At 62.2% G+C, this 15356-nt stretch carries 7 protein-coding genes; 6 read left to right on the forward strand and 1 reads right to left on the reverse strand.

The genetic code is table 11. From position 1 onward, the window contains the following. Positions 1-327 precede the first annotated feature (327 nt). The 6 genes from FHS84_RS13385 (at position 328) to FHS84_RS13410 (ending at position 14630) form a co-directional block, all read left to right on the forward strand. On the forward strand, positions 328-7371 hold the full coding sequence (locus FHS84_RS13385; protein ID WP_166935084.1) for a beta strand repeat-containing protein: 7044 nt from the start codon (positions 328-330) through the stop codon (positions 7369-7371). A gap of 342 nt (positions 7372-7713) precedes the next feature. After that, the gene (locus FHS84_RS13390) at positions 7714-8307 is read left to right on the forward strand and encodes a sigma-70 family RNA polymerase sigma factor (RefSeq protein ID WP_166935086.1); all 594 of its coding nucleotides are present in this window, start codon (positions 7714-7716) and stop codon (positions 8305-8307) included. Continuing rightward, the gene (locus FHS84_RS13395) at positions 8282-9250 is read left to right on the forward strand and encodes a FecR family protein (RefSeq protein ID WP_166935088.1); all 969 of its coding nucleotides are present in this window, start codon (positions 8282-8284) and stop codon (positions 9248-9250) included. The genes FHS84_RS13390 and FHS84_RS13395 overlap by 26 nt, the downstream gene beginning before the upstream one ends. 97 nt (positions 9251-9347) lie before the next feature. Beyond that, positions 9348-12392 carry a TonB-dependent receptor gene (locus tag FHS84_RS13400; protein WP_425061563.1) on the forward strand — a complete coding sequence of 1015 codons (3045 nt, stop codon included), beginning with the start codon at positions 9348-9350 and terminating at the stop codon, positions 12390-12392. A gap of 136 nt (positions 12393-12528) precedes the next feature. Further along, positions 12529-13494, forward strand: coding sequence for an alpha/beta hydrolase (locus FHS84_RS13405; protein WP_166935092.1), 966 nt, complete (start codon positions 12529-12531; stop codon positions 13492-13494). A gap of 14 nt (positions 13495-13508) precedes the next feature. Then, positions 13509-14630: a pectinesterase family protein gene (locus tag FHS84_RS13410; RefSeq protein ID WP_166935094.1), complete on the forward strand. Its 1122-nt coding sequence runs from the start codon at positions 13509-13511 to the stop codon at positions 14628-14630. Between the two features lie 16 nt (positions 14631-14646). On the opposite strand, the gene FHS84_RS13415 is transcribed toward FHS84_RS13410, so the two are convergent. Then, positions 14647-15294: a hypothetical protein gene (locus FHS84_RS13415; protein ID WP_166935096.1), complete on the reverse strand. Its 648-nt coding sequence runs from the start codon at positions 15292-15294 to the stop codon at positions 14647-14649. Positions 15295-15356 lie beyond the last annotated feature (62 nt).

Genomic DNA, 15356 nt, shown 5'->3' on the forward strand with positions numbered 1-15356 from the left:
GCGGCGTTTTCGATCGCGCCATTCATAGGCTCCTTAGTGAACTCGTTCAGTGATCGGCCCGCACCTGCCTCTCCAACGAGCGCTTTTCATTTCCACCGCCAAAGCAAAATCACATCTGCGCCGAACAGACTTCACACATTCTTCATATTGGCCAGTCGCGCCTGCGATGGTGCACCGCAATAGACTTTGTCACATCATATGTTTACAGTCGCCATATGCCATAAAAGGCATTTCTGGTCTGCGCCAATCCTTCAAAGAAGTCGCCGGACTTCGTCAAAGGATCTGAGAGCGGCCGGATATGGCGTTTGATTTGAGGGGGACTAAGCCATGCCAGTTCTTTCGCTCGGTGCGGGTTACGACGACTTTTCGGCTCTTTACACGCCCTACCTCGACGCTGAGGACCCCAAGAGCTTTTTGACGTCCGATCCCGCGGAAGGGGCGGCATTCAACGCCGTGTTGAGCGAATTCGCGCGTCCGCTGACGCTGGTGAAGAACACGGCCACGCAGGCGATTTTCTCGGTCGACGGATATTATTTCGTCATCGACGGCAGCGGTCTCAGCATGACCGCGAGCGGCAGCGGTACATTCGGCGACTATGGCCAGCACTCGACCGGCACCCTCAGCACGATGAAAGTGTATCAGGGCGGCTCGGTATCCAACGGGACGTTCTCGGGCGGCACGCTCATCACGACCGCAAGCCTGAGTTCCTCGGCGGCGACGCTGACGGTCGGCGGCAAGCAGGTGGTGCTCGATGGCGCCGGCCTGCCGACGTCGCTGGCGAGCGTCCAGGCGCTGCTCGATCTCAACTACACCGGCACGAACATCTCCATCACCGATCTCAAATACCTGAGCGGCGGCTCGGTGGTGAAGACCTTCACACTGCCCTCCAGCCCACTGTTCTCGGCCCTGAACGATTACCAGGACGTCGCCCGGTTGATCACCGGCAAATACGGTGACGCGTTCAAGCAGGATCTCACGGTGCTGCAGTTGTCGACGACGCAACTCGCGTTCTCGAACAGCGACGGCATCTTGCTGGTGCAGGGTACCGGCCTCACCTACACCGGCTCGTATTCCAGTATCGACTACAAGGCGATCGGCGGCACGATCACCGGCGCTCAGTTCTATCTCGGCGGCACCTACAGCAGCACCACGCATACCGTGAGCGGCGGTACGGTCGGCTTGTCGGCGACGATGAGCACGACCCAGGTTGCGCTGACCTGCGGCAATATCCAGATGGTGTTCGACGGCACCGGCCTGCCGACCTCGTGGGGCACCTGGCTGTCGATTCTCGATGGCAGCTACAGCGGATCGGCGCTGGGCGTGAAGGATTTCAAGATCCTCAAAGACGGCCAGGAAGCGCTGGCGATCTCGCTCACGGCCACGGAACTCGATGTCTCCGCACTGGGCTATAAGCTCGCCTTCTCCGGCACGTTCGACACCTCCGTCCTCGCCAGCGTGATTCAGGGCACGGCGAAGCCGAACATGTCGATCACCGGCGTAACCGTCACCAAGATTGCGGGCGGCGCCACGGTCCTTTCGCTCACCGGATTGACCAACCCGATTTCGGTGTTCAGCGGCAACAAGCTGTCGCTCGACGAGTTGTTCTCGACCATCACCGGGATCAATGCGTCGACGGCGACGACCGGTCTGACGCTCGATGTCAGCGCGTTCCCGAATGCCGCCACGATCACCGGCGGATCGGGCAATGACACGATCAAGGCAAATTTCCAGGATCGTACCGACGCCCTGTCGGCTGGACCGGCATCGAACGGCACCTATACGATTTCCGGCGGCGCGAACACGCTCTATACCCTGACCAATATCGAAAACGTCAGCATCACAGGCGGTGAAGGCAACGATACGCTGGTCGGCGGCACCGGCAACGACTCACTGGACGGCCACGGCGGCAACAACGTTTTGTACGGCGGTGCCGGCAACGATACGCTGGTCAGCCATGGATCGGGCGATTGGTTGGGCGGCGATGCCGGCGACGACACGCTGATATTCTGGAATTGCTCCGCGAGCCAGCCGGTCGTTTCGGACGGCGGCGCCGGCAACGACACCGCGGTCGTGAAGTACATCTCGGCCGATGGGATCACCGGCAGCTTTATCAACGGCAACTACATCATCGCCACGGGCAGTAGTTCAGTGGCAACGTTGCTGAACGTTGAAAACGTCCAGGTCACCGGTACCTCCAGCAGCGATACGCTCAGCGGCGGCGCCGGGAATGATGTCCTCGACGGCGGTTATTCCGGAGCCGACGTCCTCAATGGTGGCGGCGGCAACGATACGCTCCGGATCAACGCCGATCTCAATACCGATACCGTCGATGGCGGAGCGGGTACCGATACGCTCGTCGTCAACCTTGCCAACCTGCAGTGGGCGCAGAACGTTTCATCGGTTTTGTATACCACGTTCTCGCCGTCCGGCGGCGTCACCGCCTATCTGAACTATACTAACAACGGCGTGCCGACGTACGGCAGCAAAGTCCTCGTTAATTTCAGCAACATCGAAAATTTCGAGATCACCGGCACCGGGACCAGCGACTATTTCACCGCCGGCCAAGGCAACTATGTCTTCAACGGCGGCGGCGGCTATGACTCGGTCGGCTTCGCAGGGGCAACCGGCGGGGTGACGGTCAATCTCAACCTCACCGGAGCGCAATCGGTGGGCGGCGGTCTGGGGACCGTGAAGTTGTCTTCGGTCGAGAACGTCACGGGTACGGCTTACGACGACACTTTGATCGGCGACGGGGCCAGCAATTATTTCTCGCCGGGCGCGGGCAACGATTCCGTCGACGGCGGCGCCGGAACGACGGACGCCGTGATCTATACCAGCGCGACCAGCGCAGTGACGGTCAATCTGGGCCTTACGGGCGCACAGGCGATCGGCGGCGGACAAGGTTCCGACGCGCTGGTCAATATCGAAGGCGTCTTGGGCTCGAGCTACAACGACACGCTGACCGGCAACGCGAGCGACAACTTCTTCCGCGGCGGGGCCGGCGACGATTCGATCAACGGCGGTGCGGGCAGCGATACGGCCTACTACGACGATGCCTCCAGCGGCGTGACGGTCAATCTGTCGGTTACCACCGGACAAAGCGTTGGCGGCGGCCGCGGTGTCGACACCCTCAGCGGCATCGAGAATATCATCGGGTCGTCGTACGACGACACGCTCACCGGTGATTCGGGCAACAACACCCTGACCGGCGGCGCCGGCAACGACTCCCTCAACGGCGGCGCGGGCAGCGATACGGCCTCTTATGCCAATTCCGGCGCGGGCGTGACGGTCAGCCTGGCGATCACCGGTGCCCAAAGCGTCGGTGCCGGTCTCGGCACGGATACGCTGACGAACATCGAGAACCTCATCGGCTCTTCCTCCAGCGACACCCTGACCGGCGACGGCAACGACAACGTCATCGATGCCGGCGGCGGCTACGGCGACAAACTGTTCGGCGGTGCCGGCAACGACACCTTGATCGGCGGCGATTACGCCACCACGTTCGACGGCGGTGCCGGCAACGATCTGTTCCAGGGCCATGGCGACCGTGGCAATTGGGCGAGCTATGCCAATGCGACGGGCGGCGTCACGGTCAATCTCGGCCTCAGCGGCGGGCAGAGTGTCGGCGGGGGCATGGGAACCGACACGCTGCTCGGCATTACCAGCCTCATCGGTTCTTCGTTCAATGACGTTTTGACCGGCGATTCTGCGAACAACCAGCTTCAGGGCAATGCCGGCGACGACACCCTCAGCGGCGGCGGCGGCGCCGATTATCTCGCCGGCGGTGCGGGCAACGATTCGCTCGACGGCGGCGATGGGAACGACCAGCTCTATGCCGGCGATCCGAATTCGGCGGGTGGTAGCAGCGGTACCGACATTCTGAACGGCGGTGCCGGCGACGACACGCTGTACCTCGGGCTCGGCAGCGCCACCGCCAATGGCGGCACCGGATCGGATACGGCGAACTACTCGGCCGCCACCGGCGGCGTGAGGGTCAATCTCTCCCTTACCGGTTCCCAAAGTGTCGGCGGCGGCATGGGGACGAACACGCTGACCTCGGTCGAGAACCTCACCGGCTCGAACTACAACGACACTTTGACGGGCGATGCGGGAAACAACTCCATCAACGGCGGCAACGGCGACGACAGCCTCAATGGCGGCGCCGGCAACGACTACCTGCTCGATTGGAGCGGCACCAACACGCTGGTTGGTGGCGATGGCGACGACAAGCTCGTCAGTTGGGGCGGCGTCAATTCGATGTCCGGCGGCATCGGCAACGACGTGTTCGAACTAAGCGCCGACAAGGTGACCGCGGACGGCGGCGACGGCAACGACAGCTTCAACATTAGTCGCGGCAGCAACACCGTCACCGGCGGTGCGGGCGACGATACCTTCACCATCACGGAACATCAGTTTGCCGACGTCATCGCGATCGACGGCGGTACCGGCAACGATATCGTGGTGCTGGACGGCGACTTTTACACGGGTTCTGGGGACAACGATCCCAAGGATCGCGTCGTGTTGAACGACCTGACCTTCACCAACATCGAAACCATCCGGCTGGCGGCGGGCCATCGCTACGATCTGACCATGGCGAACGGCACCGTTGCGTCAGGCCAGTCGCTTACCTTGGATGCATCGGCGCTGGGCAGCGGCGACGGGCTGGTCTTCACCGGCACTGCCGAAACCGATGGCCGCTTCAACATCATCGGCGGCGCGGGCGACGACCTGATCCGCGGCAGTGCGGGTGCCGATACCATCAATGGCGGCGCCGGTAACGACTTCCTGAAGGCCAACGGCGACGATGTGATCGACGGCGGCACCGGCTGGAACCGGGTCGGATTCTCCGGCGCGGCGCATGGCGTCACGGTCGATCTCAGGCTGCAGGGATCGGTACAGGATACGACGGTGGGCCGGATGACGCTCACCAATATCCAGGACCTCTCCGGCACCACCTATGCCGATACGCTGACCGGCGACAGCGGCGACAACTGGCTGTGGGGCGTTGGCGGCAACGACATCCTGTCGGGCGGCGCCGGCAACGATATTCTCGAAGTCGGACCAACCGGCACGCAGACGGTCGATGGCGGCACCGGCGTCAACACGCTGTCCTTCTACGATAGTTGGTCCGCCGAAACCGTCGGCGTGACCTTCGATCTGAGCGCCTCCGGCGCGCACACCATCGGCACGGGGTCGGTCGTCGTGACCAACATCCAGAACCTGGTGGGAACGCAGCTGGCCGATTCGCTGACGGGCGATGCCAACGATAACGCCCTTTACGGCAGCGACGGCGCCGACACGCTGTCCGGCGGCGCCGGTAACGACGTGCTGTACGGCGACTCCACGTATTTGCCGTGGGATAACAGCGGCCTCGACGGCCCGCGCACCAAGATTGATTCGCCGCAAGGCGATGGCGCCGGGAACGACTCGCTGATTGGCGGTGCCGGCAACGATTCGCTCTACGGCGGCGATTGCCAGGACACCCTGCAGGGCGGCGCCGGCAACGATCTGATCGACGGCGGTAACGGACTCGATTGGGCCGCTTATGCCGATGCGACCGGCGGGGTCACCGTCAGCCTGGCGGTCTCCGGGGCGCAGACGGTCGGCGGCGGCAGCGGCGTCGACACGCTCGTCAGCATCGAAAACCTGATGGGGTCGGCCTATGCCGATACTCTGACCGGCGATGCGAACGACAACGTGCTCAACGGCGGCGCCGGCAACGACGTCCTGGATCCGGGCACGGGCAAGAACACGGTCATAGGCGGCGACGGCACCGACACGCTGGTGCTGGCGCTCGCTCCGGCCAGCTATACGGTGAAGAAGAACGACGACGGCTCCTATCTGGTCCAGGATACGGCGGGCAATACCAATACGCTCGTCGATGTCGAGCAGGTCCGCTTCGCGGCAACCGGCCAGACGCTATCGCTGGCGGATTTCCAGACGCAGTCGTTCGATCCGTTGCGCTACATCGCGTCCTATCCCGATTTGATCGTGTCGTGCGGCGACAATGCCCAGTACGGTCTGCAGCACTACATCAACAATGGCGCGGCCGAAGGGCGCAAGATCACCTTCGATCCGGTCGCTTATCTTTGCGCCAATCCGGGTTTGATCGCAGTCTTCGGCACCAACCTGACGGCGGCGACGGAGCACTACATCAAGAACGGCTACTGGGAAGGCCGCAAGACGACGTTCGATGCGGTCGGCTATCTCTGCGCCAACCCCGATTTGATCGGAGTCTTCGGTACCGACACGGCGGCCGCCGAAATGCACTACGTCAAGAACGGCTATTGGGAAGGCCGTAAGACGGCGTTCGATGCGGTCGGCTATCTCTGCGCCAACCCCGGATTGATTGCGGCCTTCGGCACCGATACGGCGGCGGCCGAAATGCACTACGTCAAGAACGGCTATTGGGAAGGCCGCAAGACGGCATTCGATGCGGTCGGCTATCTTTGCGCCAATACCGATCTGATCGGGGCTTTCGGCACCGATACGGCGGCGGCCGAAATGCACTATCTCAAGAACGGCTATTGGGAAGGGCGCAAAGTGGCGTTCGACGCGCTCGCTTATGTCTGTTCTTACAACGACCTTCTGGTCGCATTCCGCGACGACAAGGCGGCGGCCGAAAAGCACTATCTCAATAACGGCTACTGGGAAGGCCGCAAGGTGACGTTCGACCCGCTCGCCTACCTCTGTTCCTACACCGACCTGATCGGCGCGTTCGGCAACGACAAGGTGGCGGCGGAGGAGCACTACATCCGCAACGGTTATTGGGAAGGCCGCAAGATCACCTTCGACGCCTTGAACTACATTGCGTCCTATAACGACCTCATCATCACCTTCCACGAAGACAAGACGGCGGCGGAAGAGCACTATCTGAGGAACGGCTACTGGGAAGGGCGCAAGGTCACCTTCGATCCGGTCGCCTACCTCATCAACAACACCGATCTGGGCTCGTGCGGGTTCACGGCGAGCGACGCCACCCTGCATTATCTCAGGAACGGGTATTGGGAGCACCGCACCGCCAACGGTTCGTTCGGCAGCGACCAGACCAGCCACGATCTCGCGATCGGCGGCAACGTCTCCGACACCATCGGCGTGGCCGGCGACAAGGATTGGTTCGGCGTTTCGCTGATCGCGGGCCAGAGCTACATCTTCTCGCTCAGGGGTGTCGACGGCGGCGGCGGCACGCTGGCCGATCCGTTCCTCAGCCTTTACGACGCGCACGGTCTGTTGGTGACGAGCAACAACGACGGCAAAGGCCACGATTCGCAGATCGCCTTCACCGCGACTGCGACCGGCAGCTTCTATCTGGCTGCTTCGGCCAACAACACGGGCACGGGAACCTACAAGCTGTTCGCCGCTACCGACTGATGATCGAACTGCGTCGGGCCTCCGGCTGAAAACGCCGGAGGCCTTTCGCATATCTGCGAAAAACTCCGGACATAGGCGCTGCGCAGCAACCGTGCGTGGGCGGCGCGTGCTATGGATGCAAGGCGCGCGTGTATCTTCTTTCCATGCGTCCGGCTCCGTCGTTCGTCCACGCCAGTCTGGCTTGCCGGCTACCGCGGGGCAAAACCACCAGAAGACGGGCTAGGGCGCCATTTCCCTAATGAAAAATGCAGCGGCGACGCCAAATGCCGCTTGCCCCGAAAATCGAGGCCGAAAAGGGGCCTGTTCACTTGCAAAAGAAATACGTCGTGCTTTCCTGTGTTCATGTCGGACGACCTGAGCGACCGGTCTCGTTGGCTTGCCATCAACGTATTGCCGCATGAAGCGCTGATACGCTCGAAGCTCAACGACATACGCTCGTACAACCTCGACATCGAAGATGTGATCCAGGAAACCTACACGCGAATGCTGTCGGTCCCGTCGCTCGAGACCATCCGCCATCCCAAGCAGTATGCGGTCAAGACGGCCAAAGCGATCATCATCGACCATGTCCGGCACGCGCGGGTCGTTTCGATCGCATCGGCGGGAAGGAGCGACACGGTCGATGTTCCCGAACGGAGCGCCACCGCAGAGGAGCGGCTCGAGTTTCAGGAAGAGGTTGCGGCGGTCGAAGAAGCTTTGGCAGCCTTGCCGGAGAAGTGCCGGATGACGCTGCTGCTTCGCCGCGTCGAAGGGCTGCCGCAAAAAGAAGTCGCCCATCGTCTCGGTATCAGCGAGAAAATGGTCGAGCGGCATATGACGGACAGCATAAAACATCTCATAAAGCTGTTCGGACGAGGGAGGAAAACGAGAGTCCAAACGTCAAATAGAGCATTCGAGATCGGTGGTTCAGATGTCGTCGACAAGCCAACAGGTTGATGAGCAAGCGGCCAAATGGGCCGCACTGCGCGACTTGGGCCTCACGCCGCAGCAGGAGGCCGAGTTCCAGCATTGGCTCAAGGCCGACAAGCGGCATCTGGGAGCGTATGCCAGGGCCGAAGGCGTCTTGATCCGCGTGGAGCGCTCGCACGGCTGGGCGCGCGATATTTCCAGCATTCTGCCGCCGGTGAAAACCTCTCCGTGGACGCGGCGGCGCCTGTTTTTCGGCGGCAGTTTGGCAGCGGGATTTGCCGCGGCGGGCGTTTTCGGTGTTGCGCTTTGGAAGAAGAGCCGCCGCCAGATCTATGCCACCGGCAAAGGCGAGGTGCGCGAGATCCTGCTGGCGGACGGTTCGGTCGCCAAGCTCAACACGGCGTCCACCATCGAAGTCCAGTATACGGACGACGCGCGCATGATCCGCCTCGTTGCGGGCGAAGCTCTGTTCGACGTCGCCAAGAACAAGGCAAGGCCTTTCGTGGTCCGGGCGAACGATACGCTGGTCCGCGCCGTCGGTACGAGCTTCACGGTTTCGATGCTGCCGCGCAATCCGGTCCGGGTTCTGGTGAAGGAAGGCGTGGTCGAGCTCAAGCGTGCCGACGCCACGGCCGCACCGCTCCGCGTGGGCGCCAACAGCCAGGCGATTGCGCCGCATGACGGCCCGATCCGGGCCGTGCCGATCGATCGGTCGAAGCTGGTCCGCAATCTGGCGTGGGAATACGGGCGCCTCGCATTCGACGATCAGACGCTTGAGGCCGCGGCGAGCGAATACGCGCGCTACAGCGACATTCGAATCGTGGTCGATCCCGCGATCGCCAACAAGACCATCACGGGGTCGTTCGTGTCCAACGATCCGATCGGGTTTGCCAGGAACGCGGGGGCGCTTCTGGATCTGCAAGTGGAGGTGAACGGGCGCGAGGTGAAAATTTTTCGCCGGTCGCCTTAAGTCGTATTAGGGAAATCGCGAAGGTCGCCGTCTTCTGGTCCGTCATCAGGAGAGGGCGAAGAGAAGCCGCAGGACAGGCGGACATAAGCGGGGTGGAGTGAGAACGGTAGGAGTCTGGGCGGCGGCAGGTGCATGCGCATTCGCTTGGACCTTAAGCTGCTCACCAAGCACCGCTGAAGTCATTCAATTCGATATTCCGTCGGAAAAGGCTGGATTATCGATACCTGAGTTTGCGCGCCAAGCGGGGGTATCGGTCATGGCGCGAGGCGAGTTGCTTCGCGGCGTCGTGACTCCTGCGCTTCAAGGCAATTACGACGTTGTTGCTGCTCTCGAACTGATGCTGAAGGGGACTGGCCTAACCGTCAGTCGAACGACGGACGGGGTCTTGATGATCTCGTCGTCGGAAGCAAACAGACGAGAGGAGCAGGAAGGTATGTCACATGGTTTAAGGAACTCGACATCGGCCATGGCGCTGGTGTTGGGGGTTGTGGCCGGGATGCCGGCACTGGCGCAGGATGCCGATACGGTCGAAACCGTAACGGTCACCGGCTTCCGCGCGACGTTGCAGGAAGCTCGCGACATCAAGCGCAAGGCCGTGAACGAGGTCGAAAGTATCGTCGCCGAGGACATCGGCAAGATGCCGGACCTGAATTTGGCGGAATCCATTCAGAGGCTGCCGGGCGTCGCCATGACGCGTGAAGGTGGCGAAGGGCGCAACATCACGCTGCGCGGCTTCAGCCCGGATTTCACCCGCACCACCTTGAACGGGATGGAAGTGCCGGCGAGTTCCGACGGTCTCGATTCCGGTGGCGTCACCATCAATGCCGGTCGCAGTTTCGATTTCCATGTCTTCGCCGCGGAACTGTTCAACCGCGTCGACGTGCAGAAAACCCAGCGTGCGTCGCTCGAAGAAGGCGGCATGGCCGGCACCGTCGACCTTTATACCGCCAAGCCGTTCGACTTCGATGGGCTGGCGATCATGGGCTCCACCGAACTCGGCTACAACACGCTGACGGAATCCGGCGACCCGCGCCTCGCGGTGATGGTGAGCGATACCTTCGCCCACAACAAGCTCGGCGTCCTGCTCTCGGTGGCGGTGTCGCGGCGAACCGTTCATCAGGAAGGTTGGGCCAGCGTGCGCTGGACCTCACCCGCTCTGGCCGGCGATACCTGGAACGACGCAAATACCAAGGTGACGGGCACGCCGAGCGATTACTGCGGCGCCGCCGACGCGCTCAATTGCGTCTATTCGCCGAACCTGCCGCGCGCCGACTTCTTCGGTAACAAGCAGAAGAGACTCGGTCTGACCGCTTCGGTGCAATACCGGCCGATCGATTCCGTGCTCCTCACCTTCGACGCGCTGCACTCCGAGCTCGACAACGACCGCCAGAACTACAACTCGATGGAGTGGCTTCTGACGCATGGCGTGCCGGGTAATTATACCGGACAGACACCGTTGTCATTCACGATCGCGCCCAACGGCAAACAGCTGCAGGCCGCATCGTTCGACAACGTGACGTCCTGGTATGAAAGCCGTCAGCAGAACTCGGTATCGAAGTTTGACCAGTACGCGCTGTCGGGCGAGTGGACGCCGACCAACAAGATCACGGTCAATACCTTGATCGGCCTGGCGCGGGACAAGGCGAACCGCACCGAGGTACGCCCGTATTACCGCTCGATTCCGCATCCGTATTCGTTCGATTTCACCAACAACTGGCTGGTGCCCGAGGTCGGCTTCGGCTCGTACGATCCCAACAAGGGCAGCAACTACATCAATGCGATTACCGGCTCGCACCGCAGCAACCACGTCGAAAAGGAGAACTTCACCTCCAAGGCCGACGTGACCTACAAGACCGATACGTTCTCGCTGATGGCCGGCATCGACTACAATGATCGCCAAGTCGAGTACGGCGAAGGGGCCGGCAACAATCCGAGCTTCGATGCCTCGAAATACACCAAGGCCTTCCCGGTTTCCGATTTCGGTCACGGTCTGCCGGGCGGCGCCAAACTCTGGACCTGGGCGGTCGCCGATTTCGACGCTCTGTTCCGCGACGGCGTCTACACCAACGTCTACACCCCGGATCTCACCAAGTGGTGGACGGTCGACGAGCGCACGCTGGCCGGCTTCGTCGAATTGAACAGCGAGTTCGAGATTGCCGGCCTGCGTCTCAGGGCCGATTCCGGCATGCGGTTCGTCCAGACCAACCTCAAATCGAAGGCCATTCTCAACGGCAAGCCCGTGCAGGTCACCAACAGCTACGACAGCTATCTGCCGTCGTTGAACCTGGCTCTCGATATTACCGACGATATCGTCGCCCGCTTTGCCTATGCGCGCAGCATGGCGCGTCCGGGCCTCAACTCGCTCAACATCGCAGGACCGGTGTTCGGCTACAACGGGCGGACGGTCGGCAACATCGGCAATCCGGACCTGAAGCCGTACGAATCCAACGATCTCGACCTCAGCTTCGAATGGTATATGGGCAAGGGCGGCCTGTTGGCGGTCGGCCTGTTCAACAAGGACATGGTCACCTCGCTGACGACCGAAGTCGTTCAGAAGATGGTGCCGCAGGAATACTGGGCCGGCATCTACGCCGATCCGCAATACGATCCGTCGTACAATGCCGATCCGTCCAAGGTTCCCTATACCTGGACGATTCCGGCCAACCGCGAAGGCGGCAACCATGTGCAGGGTATCGAGCTGACCTTCAACCAGCCCTTCACCTTCCTGCCCGAATGGATCGGTTTCCTGCCGAACTGGGTCGGCAACTTCGGTATCGCGTCCAACTACACCTACGTTTCCGCCCAGGATTCGCGAGGTCTGTCGCCCAACTCCTACAACTACACCGTCTATTACGATCAGGGCGACTTCGGTGTCCGTCTTTCGGTCAATCAGCGCGACGATTATCTCTTGACCGAGCCGGGCGGAAACGGGAATGCGCAGGAGAAGAAGTACGGTCCGCAGCATGTCGACTTTGCCGCGTTCTACAACCTCACCGATCACCTGACGTTCCGCATCGAAGGCGTCAATATCACCGACGAGATCGAGCGTATCTACGATACCGGCGATGGTACGATGAACACGACGCGTGAATTCAGCCACACCGGCGCCCAGTGGTTCCTGGGTGTGCGGTATCGCTACTAAACCGCAGTCGGGGCCGCCTCGAAGCCGGTTCCCCGCTGGCGGCAAGGCGGTATAACCCTCGCGCGGGATCGTTCGTCGGTTCCTACCCTCCAGACGGACGGTCCCGCGTGAAGGTTTCCAAATCGAAGGGTGGAGTATGAAACTGATCTTCGCAGCGGCCGTCCTGGCGGCCTTTTCGTCGGGATCTTTTGCGGGAGAGCTGATCCCGGTCGACGACAGCTACACGGTTTCGCAGCGCTATTCCGCCTACAAGAAGGATTATCCCGAGCTGCAACTGCCCCGTCTGCAATTCGAAGCGGGCCAGCAGATTCTGTTCGATCGGCTTTACAAGAAGATCGGCGACCGGGAATTGCACATCGACGTCTTCCTGCCGGTGCCGGCGCGCGCCAACCACCAGGCCATTCTTCTGGTGCACGGCGGCGGCTGGCATAGCGGCAACAAATCCAACTTCTACGCCATGGCCGATCTTCTGGCGCAGCGCGGCTATGTCGTCCTGACGCCGGAATACCGCCTGTCGCCCGAAGCGGCTTATCCCGCTGCGCTGATCGACATCAACGACGCCATCGTCTGGGCCAAAGGCCAGGCCGGCGAACTCGGCTTCGATCCCGCCAAGCTGGCGATCGGCGGCGAATCCGCCGGCGGCCAGATGGCCTCGCTGCTTGCCTATTCCTCCGCCCGGCCCACCTTCAAGAGCGATCCCGGCCTCGATACGCGGGTGAACGCGCTGATCGATCTCGACGGCGTGCTCGATTTCACCACCCCGCTGGCGCTCAAATTCGAAAACGCGGCCGGCGCGAAGTCGGCGGCAGGCTCGTGGCTCGGCGGAGCGTTCGAGACGGCCGGCGCCAAATGGCGCCAAGCCAGTGCAGCGAGCTACGTCGGACCCCAGTCGCCGCCCACTCTGGTGATCGCCAGTTCCGAGCCGCGCTTCACCGCGGGGCTGGAAGAAGTGAAGCCGGCGCTCGAGCGCCATCACATCAAGAATGCCGTCATCGCGTTCGAGCACACGCCGCACGCCTTCTGGCTGTTCGAGCCGTATGTGACTAAGATTACGATGGCGATCGACGAATTCCTGCGTCCGGCGGGCGCGGCGAAGCGGTAAAGCGAGAAGCGCGCATGAAGAACTTCGGCATTCGTTTTGCGGTTGCGGCCTTGTGCTTGGCCGCGAGTTTCTCCGGCGCTTCGGCGGAGCGCGCAGCGGCCTATCGTGTCGCGCACGACTGCGCCGGCGCGGCCAGCTGCTTTACGTCGATCCAGGCGGCCTTGGATGCGGCAAGCGGCGAAGGCTGGGTCACCGTCAAAGTGGATGCGGGCGATTTCTACGAGAAGGTGACGATCCGGCGTCCCAAGACCGTCCTCAAAGGCGAAGGCGTCGGCCGCACCCGGCTTCATTTCGATGCGGTGGCGCAGACGGCCGGACAATATCACCGCGATCATTGGGGAACGCCGGGGTCCGCCACGCTGACCATCGATGCCGATCAGGTCACCGTCGATGGCCTCACGATCGAAAACACCTACGATTTTCTCGCCAACGATGCGCTGGCCGCCGGCGATCCGCGCAAGACCGGCAACTCGCAAGCCGCCGCCGTTCTGCTCGATGTCCACAGCGACCGTGTCCTGATCGAGAACGCCTCCCTGCTCGGATATCAAGATACGCTGTTCGCCAACGGCGGACGGGCCTACATCCGCCGCAGCTTGGTGGCCGGGAACATCGATTTCATTTTCGGCAACGGCCGGCTGTTGATCGCCGACAGCGAAATCCGCACCCGCAACCGTGCGTCGGTGGTGGCGCCGGGCGACTTCCACTCCTTCGTCGTCGCGCCGTCGACCCAGCTTTCCCAAGCCATCGGCATTGTCGTCTATCGTTCGCGGCTGACGCGCGAAGCGGGCGTGCCCGACAATTCGGTTGCTTTGGGCCGCCCCTGGCATCCAACGACGCGGTTTGCCGATGGCCGCTATGCCGATCCCAATGCGGTGGGACAGGCCTCGTTCATCGATTGCTTCATGGACGCCCATATTCATCCGGACCATTGGACGACAATGGGTGGAACGGCACGCGACGGCAGCAAGACCGCTATTTTCCGGCCGCAGGATTCGCGCTTCTCCGAAACCGGCTCCCATGGCCCCGGTGCCCGGCACAACGATATCGGGATCACGTGGACCAATCCCCTCAGCATGCGCGACGTCACGGCCGCGATGTTCGCGGGATGGCCGGAAGCGCAGCGGCTGGCGCCATAAGCGGGCCCTGGCCGGCCTACAGCACGACCTGACGGGCTCGGGCGCGGACGTCGTTGAGGCTGAGGTCCTTCTTCATGATGATGTAAGAGCAGAAGGCGTTGATCCCCTTCAGCATCGCGGCGCGGTTCATGCCGGAGAAGGTGCCGGCCGTATCGGATGTGCCGGGACCGATTCCCGGTCCACCCCCCGCCGTCACGAACAAATTGGCGTCGGCGTTGCCGAACCCCATCGCGGCGTCGGTGGCCGGCACGCCGGGCCGGCCCGGCAAATCGAGTTCTCCGATGACGTAATTGGCAGGTGTTTCCACCTTCTGCCGCCAGCCATTGCCGGGCACTTTCTCCAGCCGATCCGGTGCGAAGGCGAGGGTCAGGAGCAGATATCTCATTGCCCCGGCAGCGCGATGCGAGGCGAGCTCCTTGGCGCGATCGCCGACCGATGCCGAACCGAAACCGAACGTGAGCCAATAATTGGGACCTTCCCACAAGGTCGCAAACGCCCCCTTGGAGAGCGGCACCTTCACGCCGTCGCCGTAATCCATGTAGGGCGGCTTTCCCGCCACGGTCTTGGCACTGGGCAGGCCGTCGTCTGCAGCAAAGCTTGCTGGTGCGGCGGCAACGAGGGTTACACCGGCCAAACCGGCGATCGCTGAGCGGCGCGTGTGCATGGGGCAATCCTCCACCAGGGATGCGCTCTCAAAGATACCGCGTGATGCCGTGGCCGTCGCGC

Source organism: Rhizomicrobium electricum, assembly GCF_011762045.1.
GTDB lineage: Bacteria > Pseudomonadota > Alphaproteobacteria > Micropepsales > Micropepsaceae > Rhizomicrobium > Rhizomicrobium electricum.